Genomic DNA, 21,424 nt, shown 5'->3' on the forward strand with positions numbered 1-21,424 from the left:
ATATTTACACCTTAATATTAATGATCGAACCTATCGTTTCAGAATCAGTTTCAATCACTTCTGTTGACGCTTCCCCTTGTCTTAATGACTCATTAGCGTTAAGTAATGCCGAGGTTTTATCAGGCTGCGCAACATCTCTTGTAGATTCAGCCGGAGCCGCACTTTGAGTCGGTGTAGGTTTAGCCACATCTATTGTTGCTTGAGTGAGCCCAGATTGAGCACTTTGCAAGCCTTGCAGACCGGATGAATAAGCAGATTGGATTTGCATAACGGTATTCCTGCACGCTGTGATTAATGGGTCAATTATTGACCAATCACCTGCAAAAGTACAGGTTTTATCCGCATTCTCACCATTTATTTACGGTCTTATTTATCCTGTGATCCAATTGGCTTCCCAATCCTTAAATACGGGATTAAAACCCTGCCGTTGCATCTGTTCGATGACTTGCTCGACGCTGCGATCATCGCTTATCTCAAATTGATCGAGTTGACTGTCGGGTGCTTGATAGCCGCCCGGTTGTGTCGAACTACCCGCACTGATTTGAGTAATTCCAAGTGATAAAAGATTATCCCTCAGCTCAGGGCTTTCCCTTGTCGACATGCTGATATCAAGCTGATGATTAAAAAGTCTAAATGCACAAATCATTTGTACTAAACCTAAATCCGATAGAATAACTTTTGGGGTGATCCCGCCAGTACAAGGCCTTAACCTTGGCAGCGAAATACTAAAGCGAGTGCGCCAATAGCGCCGCTCCAAATAGTCGAGATGGTATCCCATCATTAACGCATCTAAACGCCAATCATCCAGCCCCAGTAACACCCCAAGACCAATTTTATCGACCCCCGCCGCCGCAACTCTGTCCGGTGTTGCTAAACGATAGGCAAAATCCATTTTTTTACCTCGGGAATGGTGACGAGCATAAGTCTCGGGCTGATAGGTCTCCTGATAAATCATCACAGCATCTAAACCTAGCGCGACTAACTGGCAATAATGGTCCTCACTCATGGGCTGAACCTCCATCGCCACATGGCTAAATTGCTGCTTTACCAGCGGCAACATTTGCGTGAAATAATCGATACCAACCTTAGTTTCATGCTCACCCGACACCAGTAAAACAGAATCGAAACCCCTATCTTTGATAATGGCCATTTCGGCCATCAACTCCAGCTCATTCAAGGTCTTGCGTTTGAGTTTGTTACTCATGCTAAAGCCACAGTAATCACAATCATTAGCGCACAGATTCGAGAAGTATAGCGGTAAATACATGCCCAGATTCGCGCCAAATCGCTGCCGCGTAAGCGCCGCAGAGTGCTGCGCCATGGTTTCGATATAAGGTTCCGCCGCAGGTGATAACAAGGCCAGTAAGCTGCGCAAATCCCCTGCTGGACTCACTAACGCCCGTTCGACATCTTGGGCTGTGCAAGAATACAAATCGAGTAACAGTTTATCCCGTGGGATGTTGGCAAATTCCGCTACAAAACTCATTGATTTAAAAATCCTGTCAGAGGACTGGTCTGTACCGCGCCCGTTTGTACTCGGCCAAGCCCAGCTTCAAAGGCCCGTCTGCCGCATTGCACCGCCTCTTTAAAGCACTCGGCCATCACTATCGGCGACGCGCTGCTGGCGATGGCGGTGTTGACGAGCACAGCATCGGCGCCCAGCTCCATTGCCCGCGCAGCCTGTGAAGGTGCGCCAATGCCAGCGTCAATCACCACTGGCACCCGCGCCTGCTCTATGATGATTTTTAAAAAGCTTTCAGTGACTAAACCTTGATTACTGCCAATCGGACTCGCCAGTGGCATAACAGCAGCGCAGCCCACCTCTTCCAAGCGGCGACAGAGCACAGGATCGGCATGCACATAGGGCATCACGATAAAACCTTTATCACAGAGAATCTTGGCCGCTGCTAAGGTTTCAATTGCATCGGGCATCAGGTACTTAGGATCGGGGTGGATTTCGAGCTTAATCCAATGAGTTCCCAGCATTTCACGGGCAAGCTCTGCCGCAAACACCGCTTCCTTGGCGTTTCTCGCCCCCGAAGTGTTAGGCAATAGCCTCACACCCGCTTGACGTAACGGCGTGAGTAAATCATCAAGCCCCATTTTAAAATCAATTCTTTTCATCGCGACTGTCACTAACTGCGATTTTGAAGCCGTTATCGCCTCAAGCATCACTTGGCTATTGCTGAATTTTCCCGTTCCGGTAAATAACCGTGATTCAAACTCCACATCGGCAATCGTTAACATATTAGCCTCCCGCCACTGCTGAAAAAAGTTCTAATTTATCTTCATGTTGGCAGAGAATAGATTGCCAGCGGTTGCGCGGAACCACCTCTGCATTCAACACGATAGCAACTGAGTCGAGGGCAATATCTTGCGCGAGGATCACAGCCGCGAGTGACGTCGGTTCAGTCAACGACTGTGGGATATTATTTATGTGAATTAAAATCATATCAAACCTCAAGATTATCTTTATTTGATGATAGATAAGCCCCTTTGGGGCCACATATGTCACAATGGGGATCCCGCGTTAATATCGCCGCAGTCCATGAAAGTGATTTAGCGTCGAAGCGCCAAAAACGCCCCAACAAGGCACTTTTCGATTCATTACAACTATCCATATTCAACAAAAGTTGCATAGCCACCAAAGATTGCATTGACGCCATCACGCCCACGTTCGGCCCAAGTACGCCTTGGGTACTGCAGCTCTGTGACACTCTCGTCTGTACGGGGAAAATACAGTGATAACAACCACCAGAGGGGAACTGCACTTGATCGACTGCAAACAATTGGCCGCTAAATGCTGCGATTGACGCGCTGACTAAAGGTAAAGCAGCTTCGATACAGCTGCGATTAATGGCTTGGCGGGTCGCAAAGTTATCAGTACAGTCAAGCACGAGCACTCTTTTACCCTGTTGTTTTAATTGTAAAACCTCAGCGAAGTGATGAGCTGATGTCTCAGCACTAAATGCTGTTTCATGGGCAGTAACAGTGCAATGTGGCGCTAAGCCTTTGAGCTTTTGCTTGGCAACTCGGGCCTTATTGAGTCCAATGTCGGCATCGTTGAATAACAATTGTCTTGGCAGATTTGATACTTCAACCTTATCCATGTCGATTAAGGTCAAGTTGCCAATGCCAGCACAAGCCAGATACTGCGCCGCCAATTGCCCTAAGCCGCCAAGCCCTACAATAACAACGCTGGCGTCGACCAATTGCAATTGCCCTGCCTCACCGACCTCTGGCAATAAGACTTGCCGAGAATAACGCATGAAATCAGCATCACTGAGTGTATGAGCGCTTTGTGTACCGTCGCAAAGAACCTCTGCGTGAGCAAGCGGTTGGTTTTTACTCATGCTTAGCAACCAACTCATGCTTTACAGCCAGTTCTTCAGACAAGCTACATTGCTCCCAAGCTTGGCTCAACTCTGCAAATGCTGCGACTGGATCCTGAGCCTCGGTTATTGCGCGCACCACAGCAATATTGCCGACCCCAGTGGCTTTCACCTTTGCCAGATTAGCTAAGTCGATGCCGCCAATGGCGACCAAGGGATAGTGGTCTTGGAGTAACGCCACATAATGTTTAAGTTTTGCGAGCCCTTGGGGCGCCGAAGGCATTTGCTTCGTCGTGGTTGAGAATATATGCCCAAGCGCTATGTAGGATGGCGAGTATTGATGCGCCAATAGCAACTCGAAATAACTGTGGCTCGATATGCCTAGCGCGAGCCCCGCGGCTTGAATGGCCGCTAAGTCGGTAACGGCGAGATCTTCTTGGCCTAAATGTACCCCAAATGCATGGTATTTTATCGCTAACTGCCAGTGATCATTGATAAAAAGCTGCGCATTAAAATGCTTACCTAAGGCAATGGCCGTTTGAATTTGTGCTTCTAATTCGGAGCCAATTAACTCAGGTTCGCCTAACTTAGATTTGCCTGACTCACATCTACTTAGCGCAGACTTGCCTAAATTAGATTCGGCTGGCGCTGCAGTAGTTAATTCGCTGATGTCGGTTTTTATCCGTAACTGCAGGGTTTTAACGCCCGCAGCTAACAAACTCTCCAGCATGGTTAAGTCACTCACCACAGGGTAAACACCAAGATCGGCATCGAGCACTTTAAAACCGTGGGATAAAATATTTTGAGGTTGCGTCGAGGCTATTCTTACCTGAGCGGTTGCCTGATCTGTTGCGGATAAAACTGTTGCAACTAAATCATTACCAACATCAAGGTGTTGATTGATACCATTATCACAACACTGCCTTATCTTGGCATAGCGGGACAAGTCATTAGGCCAACCCGTACGGGCCAACGGCCCTGGACCTTGCCCTAAGCCAATCGCTGCGCTTAAACCTTGACTCACATAGGCTTTGGCAACAACCACCGCATCTTGCAATACAAAACCTTGCGCTAACACGGCGACAATGGCCGATGACAAAGTGCAGCCGCTACCATGATTATGACGGGTATTAACCCGCTGGCTGGCTAACCAGAAGCGCCCATTTTGATGCAGCTCAGAGCTCGCGCGTACTTGATGGCAAACCAGATAATCCTCGGCCAGCCCATGATCCCAGCCGTTGCTATCGAGAGTGCTAACATGAACGTTAGCCTGAGTTTGAGCATGAGTGTTATCGTGAGTTTTAGCATGAGTATCATCAAGAATATCAGTGCTGCCAAAGCTCACATCGCCCCCTTTAGCGAGCACACTGCAATCTAAACTCTGGGATAAAGCCTGTGCTGCAGCAGCGAATTGTGCTTTCGTTGAAACATCACTGTGAGTTAACCGCCCAAGTTCAAGCACATTGGGTGTGATAAGTTCGATTAAACCTTTGAAAGGCCTAAAATCTAAGGCTGATTTAGCCGTACTTTTTATATCCTGACAGTTATCTACTGCTAATGCATCGCCACAACTGGCGACCATCACAGGATCGACAATGACAGGCACAGATGAATAGTGGATTTTAAAACTCGCGATCCAATCTGCCAGCAATGCCACTTGAGTTTGATCTGCCAGTAAGCCGATTTTAATTGCTTTGGGTGGCAAGTCTGAAAGTAAAGTGGTCAACTGAGCCATTAACATCGCCGCTGATACGGGCTCGACTAAAGTGACCGCCACTGAGCTTTGCGCCGTCACTGTGGTGATCACGCTGCAACCGTGACAACCCAAATCTTGAATCGTGGCCAAGTCCGCCTGAATACCGGCACCGCCGCCGCTGTCTGAACCAGCTATAGTCCAAACAATCGCGGGGCGCTCGGTATTCATGGGCAATTTCCCCCCATGAATACCCTGCATAATTAGGCTTCCTCAACATCGGCGACAAGCTTGTCTATCACCTGATAGATCTCGGCACCCGAGGCAGCAAATTGTGCCGATTTTAGCGCCATTGCCGCTTCCAACTCCTGCGGCGTCTTGATTGTGACTTGCATGGCTTGGGCAGCCGCTTCAACTTGCTCCGCTTTCGCTTGTGCCGCCTCTAAGCCAGCGGCATAGGCGCGAACATCTTGGGTGATTTTCATCGAACAAAATTTAGGGCCGCACATAGAGCAAAAATGCGCGACTTTAGCGGATTCCTGCGGTAAAGATTCATCGTGATAAGCACGCGCGGTTTCAGGATCGAGTCCTAAGTTATATTGATCTTCCCAGCGGAATTCGAAACGCGCCTTTGCCAGCGCATTATCACGAATTTGCGCACTCGGATGACCTTTCGCCACATCGGCGGCGTGTGCAGCAATCTTGTAGGCAATCAAACCTTGCTTAACATCTTGTTTATTCGGTAATCCTAAGTGTTCTTTTGGCGTGACATAACACAACATAGCGCAGCCGTACCAAGCTATCATGGCCGCGCCTATGCCGGAGGTGAAATGATCATACCCAGGTGCAATATCGGTGATTTGTGGGCCAAGGGTGTAAAACGGCGCTTCGTCGCAGTGAACTAACTGCTTGTCCATGTTCTCTTTAATGAGCTGCATCGGGATATGTCCCGGCCCTTCGATAATGGTTTGCACGTCGTATTCCCACGCGATTTTGACTAGTTCACCTAAGGTTTCAAGCTCTGCAAACTGGGCGGCATCATTAGCGTCGGCAATCGAGCCTGGACGCATACCATCGCCTAAAGACAGGGATACATCGTAGGCGACGCAAAGCTCACAGATCTCACGAAAATGGCTGTAGAGGAAGTTTTCCTTATGATGGCTCAAGCACCATTTGGCCATGATTGAACCGCCGCGGGAAACGATCCCAGTAACGCGTTTAGCCGTCATCGGCACATAACGAAGCAGCACACCAGCATGAATCGTAAAATAATCAACACCTTGCTCCGCTTGTTCAATCAAGGTATCGCGGAACACTTCCCAGGTTAAATCCTCTGCTACGCCGTTCACTTTCTCCAGCGCTTGATAAATCGGCACTGTGCCGATGGGCACTGGTGAGTTGCGGATGATCCACTCGCGGGTCTCGTGAATATAACGACCCGTGGATAAATCCATGACAGTATCCGCGCCCCAACGGGTAGACCAGACGAGCTTTTCTACTTCTTCCTCGATGGAAGACGTCACCGCAGAATTACCGATATTGGCGTTCACTTTCACCAGAAAATTACGCCCGATAATCATAGGTTCGGCTTCGGGATGGTTAATATTCAGCGGAATAATCGCGCGGCCACGGGCAACTTCGGCGCGGACAAATTCGGCGGTAATCGGTTCACCAACTAAGGCACCAAAGGCTTCGCCCTTGGCTTTACGATTGAGGATTTCATCCTGTACTTCGGCGAGTGCCATGTTCTCGCGGATCGCCACATATTCCATTTCGGGCGTGATAATCCCTTGACGGGCATAGTGTAATTGACTGACTCGTTTACCCTGAAGCGCTCTGCGTGGGCGGACAATTGCACTCGAACCTGCCTCAAAACGCAGATGGTCTAAACCGTCGTCGGCGAGTCTTTGTTGGGTAAAATCTGAGGTGGCACAGGGTAATTGCTCTGTGTCGTTGCGGGCTAGGATCCAGTTTTGTCTTAATTTACCAAGGCCTAGACGCACATTGATGTCGGCCTCAGGATCGGAATAAGGTCCGGCGCAATCGTACACTCGGATTGGCGGATTTTTCTCCATGATAGGCGCATCATCTGTTCCGCCCACCAGCGTGTCAGTCTGCAGAATGTGTCGCATGCCAACGCGAATATCGGCACTTGAACCTTCGAGATAAATCTTTTGTGAATTAGGATGTTGCAGCGGCGCTAACGTATCGATAAAGGCTTGGGCCTGCGCGCGGGTTTCGCGGCGACTCGGCGCCTTAGGCACGATTGATTGACTAGACTCAGCCGATTTATTAGGCACGATTGATTGACTAGACTCAGCCGATTTATTAGGCACTGTCGATTTATTAGGGATTGTCGATTCTGGCGCTGTTATTTCTATCGAATTGGCAGCTACAGCTGGGTTTTGGTTTGAACTGGACATAAGCAATCTCACGTTAAAAAATGGAGTTGCTTGTCTGGAGAATTGAGTTGTTGATAGCTGGACACGGCAATCAATTTTTGTGGCCAACACTGGCTTCAAAAATTGAGTTACCCTGCTCAATAACAATTAAATCTAAACATTAAGTCTTAAAACACTGCTGAGTTAACAGGTGTTCAAGCCGTCTATTTTGGCGATTTAATATGTGTTATTACGCTTGTTTCCTTCGCAGGTTTTAACCTGATCAGGTTCAACGGATCCCGAATAAACGGTCTCAGCCAAGAGGCACTCCGACAAGATGAGTGCGCAGTATAGACAGAAGCGGCAGCAACAAACAAGGAAAAAAGTAATTAAAAACCTTAACTACCAATCCAAAATAAAGATTCATAATTTGTTGTTTTTAATTAAGTAAATTAAATTAAACTAGCAAAGTTGTGATTATCGTGAAAATAGATCATGAAAGAAAGTCACTATTTATGGGGTTTGAGCATCATTTTGTTTAATCGAGATTGAATGGCATCATCAATAGCTTGATTGATTTTTTTGCCACTGCAGTCAAATGGGAAGCCTAAATTTTCGGCGTAAGGATTAACTTGAGTGCCGACTTGTACCACGCGATAACAAGTATCCCCTTTACGCACAATACGATTTGGGTCTAAGGGTAAATCTAGACTCGTTGTGTCACCGAAATCATCGGCATTAGGGACAAATAGCACCTCCATCTCTGGGCTCATTTCACTCATATTCGATTTCCGGGTGAACTTATCGGCCTGTTCAATGACGAGATCATCGAGCGCTTGCTCGCGCTGACGTTCAAAATATTGCTGCGTGAATAAATCATGCTTGAGCTTGTCGCTATTGTGATCTCACCTTCTGCTGCAGGCGAGCTCTTAGCGCCAAGCTGCGGCTTTAATTCTGAGGTATCCAACGTATTCGTTGGTTTTATTGCCATCGTTTCAGTGGGTTGTTCATCACTTGGGGCAATTGATTGAGTTTTCTTTGATTGAGATTGGCTCGATTGAGTGATGTTCGGTTTAACCGTATCTGGGTTCACTTTTTCTGATTCTACTTTTTCAGAGACGGCCTTTTCGGGTGCTATTGTTTCAGGCATGACCTTTTCAAGTATTGGCAGAGGCTTAACTTGAGTTGGAGGCGTGGGAACAATTGTAGGCGTAACAGAACTTGTCGCTTCAGTCTTATCCTCGGCCTTTATCTCAGTTTCGGACTCTGAGGTTTCGGCTTTCTCTACCGCGGGAGCATAAATAAAGTAAGCCTTGATCGCTGCCACTTTAGGGCCACGACTTTCTATTTCCTTCAATCCGAAGGGATTTAACTGCGGGCGCCACAAAATACAGATAAGTAAAAATAAACACGCATGCACTAAGACCACAAAAAATAACAGACTTAATTCTTTGAAATATGGCTGACGAGCACGTAAAACGGATCCCGTCCCCAATCCCTGAGCACTAGTTTGTATCGTCCCAGACAGTTCAGGTTTGGATTCAGACTCAGGAACCAATTTATGTTGATGTTGATCTTGATGTTCAGCATGGATTTCTTGCAGTACCAAATCTTGGGTTTTATCTTGAGCTATGCCTTTGATGTCATGCTTAGAGGCTGAATGACCTGCATCGCTATTGAACGCTAATGGCTCCGTATCAGTGGTAAAAACAGGCGTTTGAGCAGCATCCAGTTCACCGAGCTGATGATCAAAGGCGATAAAAGTCTCACCTTCTGGCGATGTGACCGAAATCAGCAAAGCACTATCGACATCATCTCCAATCGCTATCGCTGTAGGAGATGCTGTCAATAAAGGCGCGGCCTTGGGTTGATGTTGAAAAGGCAAAATCCATCCTTAGGTTTTGTATAGTATCCATTGATTTCAATGATGCTTAACGTGGAACGATTACACTCTAATTCAATATCAATCCAATATCGGGTTGGTGAATATTGAAAGCGAATTATCTATTGATTGCATTTACTTACGAGTGCTCAACGCAGATTAGAGGAGGCAAACAGGGTAAAGTTCAACGCGAATACAACACGCTACAAGCACAGTACTTTACGCCAGTGCTTGATAAGTCACTTGTTAGTTAAGACAAATAAGGCTGGGAATTGGGATCATAATCGCGCTAAATTGAATGTTAAATCTCACGTCTTGAAGCGAGTAACATCATCAATGCGATGCACTGATGGGAGTGCAAGACGGCGTTAAAAATCTAAAAGATGAAAAATAGAAGCCAATCACGAAATTTAAGCTTACAAGTGTACGCTTAAATATGGTGGTTTATTTTCCTAACTGATAGACTCAGTCATTATCGTTTGCGAGTGTGTATCTACCATGTCGAGTCAAAGTGTTATCGAACAACAAAACCCAGCTAACATCTCAGCTAAGTCTGGGCCGTATAGTATTAAAGAAGAAATCGCTAATAGCGTATCCCATGGCTTAGGCGTCATCGCAGGCATAGTTGCATTGGTACTGATGTTACTCAAAGGGCAAGATCATCTAACGCCAATTCAACTAACAGGCGTTGCCATTTATGGTGCGAGCATCATAGTGCTTTTTCTATGCTCAACCTTATACCACAGCGTTAGCCATTCAGGCTGGAAACATAAACTTAAGATCGCCGATCACTGCGCTATTTACTGTTTAATTGCAGGAACTTACACACCTTTGATGCTGATAAGCTTACAAGGCACGCAGTCGATAGTGATTTTAACGGCCATTTGGTCGCTTGCAATTGGTGGGATCCTATTTAAGACACTGTTTATTCACAAATTCAAAAAGTTAAGCTTAGTCTTGTATCTCGCTATGGGCTGGCTATGTGTCACTGTGATGGGCGATTTAACGGCGGCGATGTCAGAGGTAGGGTTTAATCTATTGATCTTAGGTGGGTTATTTTACACATTAGGGGTTGTATTCTACGTCGGTAAACGCATTCCATTCAACCATGCCATTTGGCATTTGTTTGTGCTCGGCGGTGCCATGAGCCACTTTCTGTGTATATATCTGACTGTTATTTAAATGACTATGATTTAACTGATAGTGATTTAAATGACTATGACTTAACAGATGGTGATTCAGCTGACGGTGATTTATCTATGGGTCAAAGCTAAAAGTCGTTAATTATCTATTCAAACACTTCCTCGAACGCTCTCTCAAACACCGCAATCAAGTACGGCTATTCAATTCAGTAAACAGCGACGCTAATACCGTCGCTTGTTCTGCTCTGCCACACTGGCGCCAAAGCGCAATAATACATTCTGCGGTACACAAGCCCCCTTCTTGCTGATTACGCCGCAATATAAAGGCGGATTCAGGCATAAGTGGCGGCAAACTGACTCGTGCGGCTGTTTTGAGATAGGGACTCTGGCGCAGCATCTTACGCGCCTCCTGCCAAGTCGCATCTAAAATCACCACTTGGTTCGGCATTCGTTGTGCTGCTATAACTGTAGATTGCGCATGCACTAACAAGGCTTGTGCGTTCGAGAGCGCTGGCTCAGCTAAAACCGTATCTAAGGCATTATGATCAATGGGCCCAGTGTGCTCAGTATCACTTGCTGGAAACAACAGTTTAGCCTGCTGCGATGCCAACATAGCCACTAAATCGTTATCAGGTGCCGTTCTCGACCAGACGATGCTTTTCACCTCTTCAGGGAATGCGGCTAACGCGAGTTGGCCAGTATTCGTTTTGCGGGTTAACTCGCGCTCGTGGGTCAATAAAATAATCTGCATTGCCTTCCTTGCTGCTGCAAAAGAATGAGAAATAACATTAAACATCTAGCGATGTTAGGAACAGGCTCGAAGCAGTATCAGCTTAAAAGAGCACGTTGAAATAACGACGTTTAATCGCTAACCAAACCCTGCTCACTCAGTTATGCGTGAAATAAAATCATACATTAAATACATGATTTTAAAGTGATAAAAATTAAAAACATTCCAACACTATCTGTTTTAGCAGAAAAGTTTCACGTTCTATTGATTGGCCTTTATGGGGATGATTGCGCTGAATATCTTCGTTATGGGCGATAGCTTGATGAATATTAAGCCATTCAGGCCGCATGCCATTTTTTATCTCATGGGCTTCTAATCGAGTCTCACCTAAACCACGCTCACCCAGTGTGATGTCAATACGGCACACATAACAGAATGACTCCATGTGCACTACATTCGCTCCTTCACGGTACCAAGGTCGAAACTCTTCATAGCGACCAAAGGGCGCTAACACTTGAATGTCTAAGGCACCGGTTTCTTCCTGAAGCTCGCGGATCAGTCCATCTTCGAGACTCTCGCCATCATCAATTCCGCCTCCGGGTAAGCTGTAGTCGCGGTATTTTTGGGTATAAAGTAGCAAAATGTCTTCACCCGATAACACTATCGCGCGGGCAGCTCTGCGATAAAAAACGCGTGCCGTCTGTAGGTTAACCGCAGGATCTTGGGTAGTTCTCAATAAACGCATCGTCGTAGCCATTTGCCGAAAAGGAATCGCAGCATAAACGAAAATGCGCCAAATGCAGATCAAAAACTGCCACAGAGGCAATAATCACACTCAGTCCAGTCCGAGTGATTAATAGGTTTTAACGATTACAATATTGATTGTTAACGGTTTATGCTAAAATCGTTTTACCCATAATATTAACAACGAGATCGCGATGCATCAGCTCTTTCGCCTGATCCTCATCTTAGCTGCTCATCTTTGGTTCTCATCTTAGTTCTCAACGTAATGCCCAAGCGGAAAAATGCTCAAGCGCATTCAAACTCACTATGCTCACTCAAGAGCTGGGCCAATTGCTGCTGATAGGCGTGAATAATTTCAGGAGTTTGCTTGTGCGCCGGCATGCGTTGGTAATGGCCAATCACCTGCGACAGGTAGCGGTGTGCTCGCGGCAAACTTGCTTCATCTAACGTCTGCCATATTAACGACCCCGTAGCAGTGATAGGCAGACCATTTGGAGCCACGATTGTACTGACATGGAGGATTTCGTAGAAACGTTGATTCTCTTCCAATAAGTGTTCCGACTTAAGCCCTAGCCCTAAGGCCGAAAGTGATTGCCTGACATAGTAATTATGATGCACGGGACACAAAATAAACTCGAGGTGCCGCAGTGGGTGTTGAGCTAAAATTGCCCGCACTAATTCCACCAGCAATTCACCACCCACGCCAGCGATGATAATCAACTGTTTATCTTTGTCACTGGTTTGCTCGAGCGGTAAAGCCATGACATCGAGGCAATGCACTTGCCACTGAGTGTGACAACTTAAGTTTGGGTCTATGTCTGGGTTTAAATGTGGGTTTAAGTGTAGATTTTGGCCTGATATGTCAGCGGGAAAGAAACGTTGTAAACGCAGCTCAAGCGCCTGCATCAGCGAAGGGACACAATCGACAAAGTGCACTTGGCGGGCAGCATTCCTTTTTAACAACAGCATACCGAGCAAACCATGATCGCAGCAGCAATCCCAAATATGATCGTAATGACCAGTGATCATGCTGTTTATCTGTTGTAAACGTTGGCTAATTTTCACGGTTTGACCTTACTACTGCGGCTCCAAATACTGTAAATCCCACTGTAAATCCCACGCTAAATTGCATTTTTAAGCAAAAAGAAAGCGCGCAGTTTACCCGAGTCAAAAGCAAACCACATCTTTTGTTCGTGCCCTCGCAGTGCTTCACGTCACGTCTGTTACGCCACGCCTTAATATGGTGAATACGTATGCAGGCCGTTGCGGTTAAAAAGCCATCGCCACTAGTATGCTGTGAGTCACATTCGTTATAAAAACAAGGATCAAGGAATGTTCATCAAGACCAACCCTATTCAGTTCACTCGCAGCGACTTAACTGCCCGTCACGTAACAGACTGCCACTTAACAAACAGCCACACTCGCCAGAGCTCATCGTGCCAAAAGCTATCGCAAGCGCTATTAAGCCCTACAGCCATCGCCCTTGCGGTCACGAGTCTTTTTAGTGCCAACGTATTTGCTAAAACCGTTACCGTCAGCTCACCCAACCAACAAATTCAAATCAGCTTGAGTGATGATACTGGCCGCCCCGAATATAAAATCGATTTTTACGGTAAAACAGTCATAGAACCGAGCCGCTTAGGCTTAGTTTTTCAATCCATTGGCGAACTCGGTCAAGGATTGCAGATAAAAAGCAGCGATAAAAAAAGTGCTGATGAAAAGTGGCAACAACCTTGGGGCGAACAGGAATGGATCCGCGATCAACACAATCAACTGACTGCTGTATTAAGTAATGGCAAGGTGCAACTCGAAATCGAATTTAAAGCCTTTGACGATGGGATTGGCTTTCGCTATCACTTAGCCCCACAAGCTGCCCTGCCCGCCAATTCGCCGCTATCCATCACTGACGAGTTAACCGAGTTCAATGTCGGCAAGAGCGATAAAGCCACTGCATGGTGGATCCCTGCCCGCGGCTGGAATCGCTACGAATATTTATATCGCACCACAGCGCTTAAAGACGTCGATAGAGCCCATACCCCCTTCACCTTTAAACTCGCGGATGGTACGCACTTAAGTATCCACGAAGCCGCCTTGGTGGACTTTGCCGCCATGACCTTAGATCAACAGCGCGATGGCAAACTTAAGGCCGATCTCACGCCTTGGTCAGATGGTATTCGCGTCAAAACCCAAGTGGGTTTTTATACGCCATGGCGCACCATTCAAATTGCCGACAAAGCAACTGGGCTACTCAATTCGCACCTCATCCTAAACCTCAATGAACCCAATAAACTCGGCGATGTTACTTGGGTAAAACCAGGGAAATACGTCGGTATTTGGTGGGGAATGCACTTAAACGAAAATACCTGGGGCTCGGGCCCAACCCATGGCGCAACCACCAGTGAAACAAAGCGTTATATGGATTTCGCCGCTAAATATCAGTTTGATGGCGTACTGGTAGAAGGTTGGAATGAAGGTTGGGACGGCGACTGGTTCCACAACGGCGATCAATTTAGCTTTACCAAGGCCTATGCTGATTTCGATCTGCCCGCCATCACAGCCTACGGAGCAAAGCAAAATGTACGTTTAATCGGCCACCATGAAACCGCAGGTTCAGTCACCCATTATCGCGATCAAATGGCTGATGCCTTCGCCCTGTATGAGCAGCATGGTGTTACTCAAGTCAAGACGGGCTATGTCGCCGATGGTGGCCAAATCAAGCGCATAGATGACAAAGGCATTACCCGTCACGAGTGGCACGACGGCCAATTTATGGTCGGTGAGTATTTGCACAATGTCACTGAAGCAGCGAAACACCACATCAGTATCAATACCCACGAGCCGATTAAAGACACAGGCCTGCGCCGAACCTATCCGAACTGGATCTCCCGCGAAGGTGCCCGCGGCCAAGAGTACAATGCTTGGGGTAGCCCACCAAACAGCCCTGAACATACGGCCATGTTACCCTTTACCCGCATGCTTGCGGGTCCAATGGACTTTACCCCAGGGATTTTTGACTTAGCGCCCAAAGGGTTGGATGCAGAAAATCGTGTGCAAACCACATTGACCAAACAGCTCGCCTTGTACGTTGTGCTCTATAGCCCAATCCAAATGGCAGCGGATCTGCCGCGCAATTATGAAAAGCACTTAGATGCCTTCCAATTTATCCGTGATGTGCCCACAGATTGGTATCAAAGTGTCGCGCTGGCCGGTGAAGTCGGTGACTATGTGGTCTTTGCTCGCCAAGCGAAGGATCAAAATGATTGGTACTTAGGCGCACTCACGGATGAAACCGCACGCAAGGTCACGGTCAAACTGGATTTCCTCTCCCCGAATAAACGTTATCAAGCACAAATTTACCGCGATGGCGCAAAAGCCGATTGGAAAACAAATCCCTATGATTATGTGATTGAAACAAAAGAGGTGAGCGCTAAAGATAGCCTAAACCTCGCACTCGCCAGCAGTGGCGGCACGGCAATCAGATTCAAAGTACTTTAGATTTAGTACTTTAAGTTTAGTACTTTAAATTCAGCACTTTAGGTTTAACTCTTTAAATTCAGCATGTTAACGTTAGCGCGTTAACTAAGTGTTTGAGCGAGTGTAAAAATACAGAGTAAACAACAGAAAGTCACCAAGGATGTACCTTGTCCTTGGTGACTTTTTATTGCCAGATAGCACCTGTTTATCCCAATACAAAACGTAAAAGTTAATCCCCCTTGAAGCGTCTTAGCTGATGTTGGCGTAAATTCAGTTCGTGCCTAGGCCAACAAATCAGCATGAACCGAATGAACAGGCTTTAAATACCCTCGCAAACACCATAGACAGACCACAGCAGCACAAGGCGAAGGCGTACAACCAACACAGGTGCAAAAATGCCTCAGTTAGATTAATCTGACCTTCCTTTCTTCCTTATGGTGCTCAGCTTGCGATATCGGGCAAATTTATTAGAAATGCGCAGCTTTAAACGTTTCGAAACTGAACTCGCGCACTTAGGCTTTAGCCATTTTAAACCCTTAGCGCCACTTCGCCCTTGGGTGCAGCGCTACTTTCATTTACGCGTTGCGACTGATTTACCGCAGAACATTGAACAGACATTTTATCCAGACGGCGGCACTAGCCTGCATTTCTATTTCCCAACTCAAACACTCAGTGGCGATGAACCTCAAGTGTTATTTCATTGTGGTCAGAGCCGACATTCCCACGCCTTTTTACCAGGAATCGAGCTGATGACAGTTCGCTTTCACCCCGGCGGCGCGTTTCATTTACTTGGCATTGAACTGCAAGATATTCTGTCTGCCGCATCAATGAAGGCTATTGATGCGACGCAATTGCAGCTAACAGGATTGGATCAACTGCTATCGCAACTGGCGGAAACCAATCAGCCAACCCAACGCGTCGCCCTACTTGAGCACTGGTTATTGCAGCTCACCCAGCAGCAATGTGATGCGGCCTTATCTCGACATAAAAGCGCTATGATTAGCTTAGTGCAGGCGAGTTTACCAAAGCTTACTCAAACCCAAGCCAGCTTAGAGGATTTCTATAGGCAACTGCCCTTAAGCCGCCGTCAATTTGAACGAAGATTTAAACAAGAAACCGGATTGTCACCCGCGCAGTTACTGCAATTAAACAGAGTCAAAATCGCCCGAAACTTACTCAGCCAATCACCTAACCTCAGCCTAGTGCAAGTCGCATTCGATTGCGGATTTTACGATCAAGCCCATCTACATCAACACTTTGTACGGGTGACACAGCAAACTCTAGGACAATACAAAAAGCGTAAAATGTCGCAAATCTCCAATCCTACGTCGCGCTAACAGCTTAGATTGAAGCCTCAGCTTATAGGAGGCTTTTATGTCAGAACGTATACCACGCCAGCAAATTTACCAGCTACAACCCGCACTCGCCAACGCACTGTTAAGCTTAGACAAAGCGGCCGGTGATTCCCACTTTGCACCATTACTGGTGCATTTAGTCAAGCTCAGAGCATCGCAACTCAATGGCTGCGCGTTTTGTCAGCGAATGCACGCCGAGGAAGCCAGAAGCGACGGTGAAGAACAGCTGCGTTTAGATTTACTTGCCGCTTGGCAGGAGGTCGATGGAATCTTTAATGAACGGGAACGTGCAGCGCTGCTCTGGACAGAAATCTTAACCCAAGTTGCTACTGCCCCCGTGCATGACAGTCAATATGCGGCGCTTGCAGAGCATTATTCCGAGAAAGAAATTGTCGACCTCACCAGCTTAATCATTGCCATTAATGGCTGGAACCGCATCGCGATAGCCTTCCATTTACAGCCCATCTAGCGGCAAATAAAAAGGGCACCGAATCGGGTGCCCTGCTTGTTGATATCACTATGTAGTTCTTATCACTATGCCGTTTGTATAGTTAACTTAATGTCAGCGCCACTATTTTAAGTGGATGATTGTCATCGAACGAAGGGAAATCCTCATGGGGATCGAGCCAAGTGTGCGTAGTGACTGTACGGCCTTGTTTTTCAACGCAGCGCACTAAACTGTCAAACCATGCTTGGCGCTCGACTTTCGCCACATTGTTGCAGCAAACGATAGTGCCACCGACTTTGGTTGCCATTAATGCGGGCTTAAACAAACCTTGATAATCATTGACCAAATCGACAATACCAAAAGCACTCTTGGCATAACGCGGCGGATCGAGGAACACCAGATCAAACTGGGTTTGCGCCAATTTGGGATAACTCGGTAATTTTTGATTGCGGCGCCCTCCCACACTCAAGCCTGCCAATTGGCGCAATGCCGGAAACGCATCACTCTGCACAAACTCACATACATTCGACACCTGATTTAATGCCGCATTCGCTTTACCCGTCGCTAAAGCAAAGGAAGAAAAATCAACATTCATCACCTGAGTCGCGCCGCCGATGGCTGCCGCAGTACCAATGCCGCAGGTGTAGGAAAACAAATTCAGCACGGTTTTATCTTGGCTGTGTGCCCGCACATATTCGCGGCCAATACGCATATCGAGGAATAACAGCGGATCTTGTCCTTCGTGGCGCAGTTTAGTGCTGAACTTGATGCCATTTTCCTGCATTACTCGCTCAGAACTTGCAATCTCTGTCAGTGCGGGTGATAAGGCATTCAATACACGGGAATGGCCTAATGAACGATCGTTATACACAATCGGCAAATCGGCCTGTTGCAACAAAACAGTGCCGATATCAACCAACTCTTCGTCGGTTAAGGTTTGATGAAAACTCTGCACTAGCCAAACATCGCCGTAGCGATCGACATTCAAGCCACTCACGCCTTCGACTGTGCCATGGAACACCCGAAAACAATCGGTTTGATCCTGTTCAGCTTGTTGTAAAAAATCATGGCGTTTCGCCAGAGCCGTCGATAACAGCGTTTGAATAGACATAAAAAGCGGGACTCGCGCAGCGGAAACCTGCGTAAGGTTTCAAGAGGGAAAACGGCATAATACCAAACTAGGTCGCAGAATATCGGAAAAGTTCGCCCCGAAAACAGCATAAACACCGACTAACACCCAAATGGGGGGAACTCTATGTCCCCCAACCCGCCAAGCCTGTTATAACCAAATGCACGGAATAATTTTCAAACAAAGATGTAGGTTAAATCACTTCAAGCAACGGCTCTAACCCTGGCGCCGTTTTAGTCGGCACAAACTCTATCACCTCAAACTCAGCGACATCGGCAATGCAGAAAGGATCTTGCTGCAAAATAGCCTCTAGTGCCGCGCGACTTTCAGCCTTGGCGAGGATGACGCCACCGGTACGTGGCACCTTACGACCTGAGGCGACAAAAGTCCCTGAGGCATAATACTCATCAAGATAAGCAATATGGGCGGCTAAATGTAACTCCACTTCTGCAATTGGCTTTTTATAGGTAAGCGAGACAACAAACATAGGGATCCTTTAATCAACTGAACAAATTTAAAATAATCGAACGAAAAACGCTTAATCTGGCAATCATCATAAGCTAAGTACCTATCTGATCCCACCATATCTAGGCTGGCTATTATCATAGTGCAGAGTGCGCGACTTTCGAGTCAAGCTATCGGCATCCGTACTGGATATTTATTGCATGCTGACTCTTATTAAGTGCATTGAATTCGCCGTCAGTTATGCTGCGGTTGATTTTATCACTCAGTTAACATCCGCAATAACAATACACTTTTTTCTGAAAAATAATGCAATGACTGATCATCAAGTATTCTAACAAGATTAGAGAGTTATTTGAGCATTCCAGCAAGCCTATGACTATTGATAAACCGTCTAGATGCGTTACGCCTATGTTTCCATCCAGTTACTAAGCCATGATGAATACGTATGTAAGCAGTTGTGCAAAAATCTACGCCGAGGCTACTATAAATCCGCTCGTTTCACCCTCTGCTTGTGGGGTTTGAAATCTGTGAGGTCGTTTCTGATAGGGTTACATACAAGGATTGCTATCAGGCTTAAGTTCTTTCTGCTGACTGGCTTTAGGCCACTCACTTGGGCTAATCCTTTTGAATTAAGGTGTTAGGTCCAAATTTGAAATGAATTTATCGGCGAATATGCTTCTGAGGGAGGAGTATATTCGCCATTTTTTCACAGAGTACACTCATTAATGGCATGCGCGAAACTACCATGAATAAGCCATGAATCTGACTCTTGGCTTTTATTGTATGCTCTTGACTGTGATGAAATAGCTCACCACATAAAAGCAAAGTACAGTGCCAATCCATTGCTAGGCAAAACAATTAAAACAATAAGCACTCAAGGCAGAACGACTGCCGGCAACAGAAAGGAAGTTCAATGTCTTCGAATCACCAGCAAGATCCCCATCAAGCCGCAGCGCCTCAGTTGCCGCATGCATTCAAGCAACAACCTGAGCTGAGTTTCTGGCAAATTTTTAATATGTGTTTCGGTTTTTTGGGCATTCAATTTGGGTTTGCCCTGCAAAATGCCAACGTCAGCCGCATTTTTCAAACCTTAGGGGCTTCTATCGATGAAATTCCCATACTATGGATTGCCGCGCCGCTAACGGGTTTATTGGTTCAACCTATTATTGGTTATTTGAGTGATAATACTTGGGGACGCCTTGGCCGTCGCCGCCCCTATTTTTTGATTGGCGCGATTTTTACTACCCTTGCCATTTTTATCATGCCGCACTCGCCTACCCTGTGGATTGCCGCCGGCATGTTATGGATCATGGATGCCTCGATCAACATCGCCATGGAGCCGTTTCGCGCCTTCGTCGGTGACAATTTACCGAAAAGCCAACGTACTCAAGGCTATGCCATGCAAAGCTTTTTCATCGGCATTGGCGCTGTGGTGGCTTCGGCCTTACCCTATATTTTGACTCACTTTTTTGATGTTGCGAATACTGCACCAGCGGGGGAAATTGCCGATTCAGTGCGTTATGCCTTCTATTTCGGTGGCACAGTATTATTGCTCGCCGTCAGTTGGACTGTCGTATCGTCAAGAGAATATTCCCCTGAAGAATTAGCCGCCTTTAACGCAAAACAAGCCGATGCTGAAGATGAAACTTTAGCCCGCACTCGTACCCGCAAGGACTATCAATTTGCCTCCATCGTGTGGATGGGTCTCGGCGCCCTGCTCACCTTCGCTATTTGGGCGCAGGATTTAGACAAGCAACTGTATATTTTGAGCTTAGGGATTTTCGCCTTTGGCCCATTACAACTGTATTGCGCACTGCGTTTGGGCAATTCACAACCCGCTGAACGCAATAAGCTCGGCATGGTATTTAGCGTGGTCGATGACTTGTTCCATATGCCCAAAGCCATGCATCAACTGGCGATCGTGCAGTTTTTCTCTTGGTTCGCACTGTTTGCCATGTGGATTTACACCACTGCCGCCGTGACGTCTTACCATTTTGGCAGCAGCGATGTGTTGTCCCAAGCTTATAACGACGGCGCAGATTGGGTCGGCGTACTATTCGCCTCCTACAATGGTTTTGCCGCCATTGCCGCGATTTTTATTCCTATGCTGGCTAAGCGTATTGGCATCAAGCTGACCCACACAGTCAATATGTTCTGTGGTGGTATAGGTTTGATTAGTTTCTTTTTTATTACAGACCCAAGCCTGTTATGGCTGCCTATGATAGGTGTCGGTATCGCGTGGGCGTCAATTTTATCTGTGCCCTACGCCATGTTGTCGGGCATGTTACCCCCGCAAAAAATGGGCGTTTACATGGGGATTTTTAACTTCTTCATCGTGATCCCGCAGCTTCTTGCCGCCAGTGTGCTGGGTTTAGTGCTCAATGGTCTGTTCGATGGTCAACCTATTTATGCACTGATCACTGGTGGCGTCTTGATGATGTGTGCAGGCATTGCCGTATTATTTGTCGACCAAGACATTGTCGAACAAAATAACTCAAATAATCAAAGTGCAGCGATGAACCGCAAGACCCACTCAATCACGAAAGCCACAAGCAAATTAACGAATAAAAGTTAGCTCTTTATAACAGCGATACACATTAGGCGACATGCAGCAATGCATGTTAAGCGCGGTGAATTCGGTCATTTGGC

Annotated in this window: 17 protein-coding genes, 1 pseudogene and 1 riboswitch; of the genes and pseudogenes, 5 read left to right on the forward strand and 13 right to left on the reverse strand. The window is 46.7% G+C overall.

The features are described from left to right. Positions 1–4: 4 nt before the first annotated feature. The 8 genes and pseudogenes from L5M11_RS08450 to L5M11_RS08485 form a co-directional block, all read right to left on the reverse strand. Positions 5–268 carry a chemotaxis protein gene (locus tag L5M11_RS08450; RefSeq protein WP_131524079.1) on the reverse strand — a complete coding sequence of 88 codons (264 nt, stop codon included), beginning with the start codon at positions 266–268 and terminating at the stop codon, positions 5–7. Between the two features lie 102 nt (positions 269–370). Beyond that, positions 371–1,486, reverse strand: coding sequence for a 2-iminoacetate synthase ThiH (thiH, locus tag L5M11_RS08455; protein ID WP_263191856.1), 1,116 nt, complete (start codon positions 1,484–1,486; stop codon positions 371–373). After that, a complete protein-coding gene (locus L5M11_RS08460; protein WP_261761582.1) occupies positions 1,483–2,247 on the reverse strand; it encodes a thiazole synthase in 765 nt (254 codons plus the stop codon). Before L5M11_RS08460 ends, thiH begins: the two co-directional genes overlap by 4 nt. Position 2,248: 1 nt before the next feature. Continuing rightward, positions 2,249–2,452 (reverse strand): sulfur carrier protein ThiS, encoded by a 204-nt coding sequence (gene thiS / locus L5M11_RS08465; protein ID WP_263138807.1) that lies wholly within the window; start codon positions 2,450–2,452, stop codon positions 2,249–2,251. Between the two features lies 1 nt (position 2,453). Then, on the reverse strand, positions 2,454–3,353 hold the full coding sequence (locus L5M11_RS08470; protein ID WP_263191857.1) for a HesA/MoeB/ThiF family protein: 900 nt from the start codon (positions 3,351–3,353) through the stop codon (positions 2,454–2,456). After that, positions 3,346–5,286 carry a bifunctional hydroxymethylpyrimidine kinase/phosphomethylpyrimidine kinase gene (locus tag L5M11_RS08475; protein WP_263191858.1) on the reverse strand — a complete coding sequence of 647 codons (1,941 nt, stop codon included), beginning with the start codon at positions 5,284–5,286 and terminating at the stop codon, positions 3,346–3,348. The genes L5M11_RS08470 and L5M11_RS08475 overlap by 8 nt, the downstream gene beginning before the upstream one ends. A gap of 2 nt (positions 5,287–5,288) precedes the next feature. Then, complete coding sequence (gene thiC, locus L5M11_RS08480) at positions 5,289–7,448, reverse strand: phosphomethylpyrimidine synthase ThiC (RefSeq protein ID WP_263191860.1); 2,160 nt, start codon at positions 7,446–7,448, stop codon at positions 5,289–5,291. A 201-nt stretch (positions 7,449–7,649) separates the two neighbouring features. Next, positions 7,650–7,748, reverse strand: a riboswitch (TPP riboswitch). A gap of 167 nt (positions 7,749–7,915) precedes the next feature. Further along, a pseudogene (locus L5M11_RS08485) lies at positions 7,916–9,291 on the reverse strand (hypothetical protein). Positions 9,292–9,786: 495 nt separating this feature from the next. Between L5M11_RS08485 and trhA the strand changes: the two are divergent. After that, a complete protein-coding gene (trhA, locus tag L5M11_RS08490) occupies positions 9,787–10,470 on the forward strand; it encodes a PAQR family membrane homeostasis protein TrhA (protein ID WP_263191862.1) in 684 nt (227 codons plus the stop codon). 147 nt (positions 10,471–10,617) lie between these two features. On the opposite strand, the gene L5M11_RS08495 is transcribed toward trhA, so the two are convergent. The 3 genes from L5M11_RS08495 to L5M11_RS08505 form a co-directional block, all read right to left on the reverse strand. Next, positions 10,618–11,226 carry a tRNA-uridine aminocarboxypropyltransferase gene (locus L5M11_RS08495; RefSeq protein ID WP_263191863.1) on the reverse strand — a complete coding sequence of 203 codons (609 nt, stop codon included), beginning with the start codon at positions 11,224–11,226 and terminating at the stop codon, positions 10,618–10,620. A 148-nt stretch (positions 11,227–11,374) separates the two neighbouring features. Continuing rightward, positions 11,375–11,905 carry an NUDIX hydrolase gene (locus L5M11_RS08500; protein ID WP_173244689.1) on the reverse strand — a complete coding sequence of 177 codons (531 nt, stop codon included), beginning with the start codon at positions 11,903–11,905 and terminating at the stop codon, positions 11,375–11,377. 284 nt (positions 11,906–12,189) lie between these two features. Then, on the reverse strand, positions 12,190–12,969 hold the full coding sequence (locus L5M11_RS08505) for a tRNA (adenine(22)-N(1))-methyltransferase (protein WP_263191865.1): 780 nt from the start codon (positions 12,967–12,969) through the stop codon (positions 12,190–12,192). Between the two features lie 267 nt (positions 12,970–13,236). Between L5M11_RS08505 and L5M11_RS08510 the strand changes: the two genes are divergently transcribed. The 3 genes from L5M11_RS08510 to L5M11_RS08520 all read left to right on the forward strand — a co-directional run bounded on the left by L5M11_RS08510 (position 13,237) and on the right by L5M11_RS08520 (position 17,202). After that, on the forward strand, positions 13,237–15,399 hold the full coding sequence (locus tag L5M11_RS08510; protein WP_263191866.1) for a glycoside hydrolase family 97 protein: 2,163 nt from the start codon (positions 13,237–13,239) through the stop codon (positions 15,397–15,399). Between the two features lie 413 nt (positions 15,400–15,812). Further along, positions 15,813–16,715 (forward strand): helix-turn-helix domain-containing protein, encoded by a 903-nt coding sequence (locus tag L5M11_RS08515; protein ID WP_263191867.1) that lies wholly within the window; start codon positions 15,813–15,815, stop codon positions 16,713–16,715. Positions 16,716–16,752: 37 nt separating this feature from the next. Further along, positions 16,753–17,202, forward strand: a complete 450-nt coding sequence (locus tag L5M11_RS08520; protein WP_263191868.1) for a carboxymuconolactone decarboxylase family protein — start codon at positions 16,753–16,755, stop codon at positions 17,200–17,202. Positions 17,203–17,284: 82 nt separating this feature from the next. Here L5M11_RS08520 and L5M11_RS08525 read toward each other — a convergent pair whose 3' ends face one another. Continuing rightward, complete coding sequence (locus L5M11_RS08525; protein WP_263191870.1) at positions 17,285–18,292, reverse strand: class I SAM-dependent rRNA methyltransferase; 1,008 nt, start codon at positions 18,290–18,292, stop codon at positions 17,285–17,287. A 211-nt stretch (positions 18,293–18,503) separates the two neighbouring features. After that, on the reverse strand, positions 18,504–18,797 hold the full coding sequence (locus L5M11_RS08530) for a YciI family protein (RefSeq protein WP_263191871.1): 294 nt from the start codon (positions 18,795–18,797) through the stop codon (positions 18,504–18,506). Between the two features lie 891 nt (positions 18,798–19,688). On the opposite strand from L5M11_RS08530, the gene L5M11_RS08535 reads away from it, so the two are divergent. Further along, on the forward strand, positions 19,689–21,350 hold the full coding sequence (locus L5M11_RS08535) for an MFS transporter (protein ID WP_263191872.1): 1,662 nt from the start codon (positions 19,689–19,691) through the stop codon (positions 21,348–21,350). Positions 21,351–21,424: the final 74 nt, after the last annotated feature.

It is taken from the genome of Shewanella sp. SM87 (assembly GCF_025653705.1).
Classification (GTDB): Bacteria; Pseudomonadota; Gammaproteobacteria; order Enterobacterales; family Shewanellaceae; genus Shewanella; species Shewanella oncorhynchi.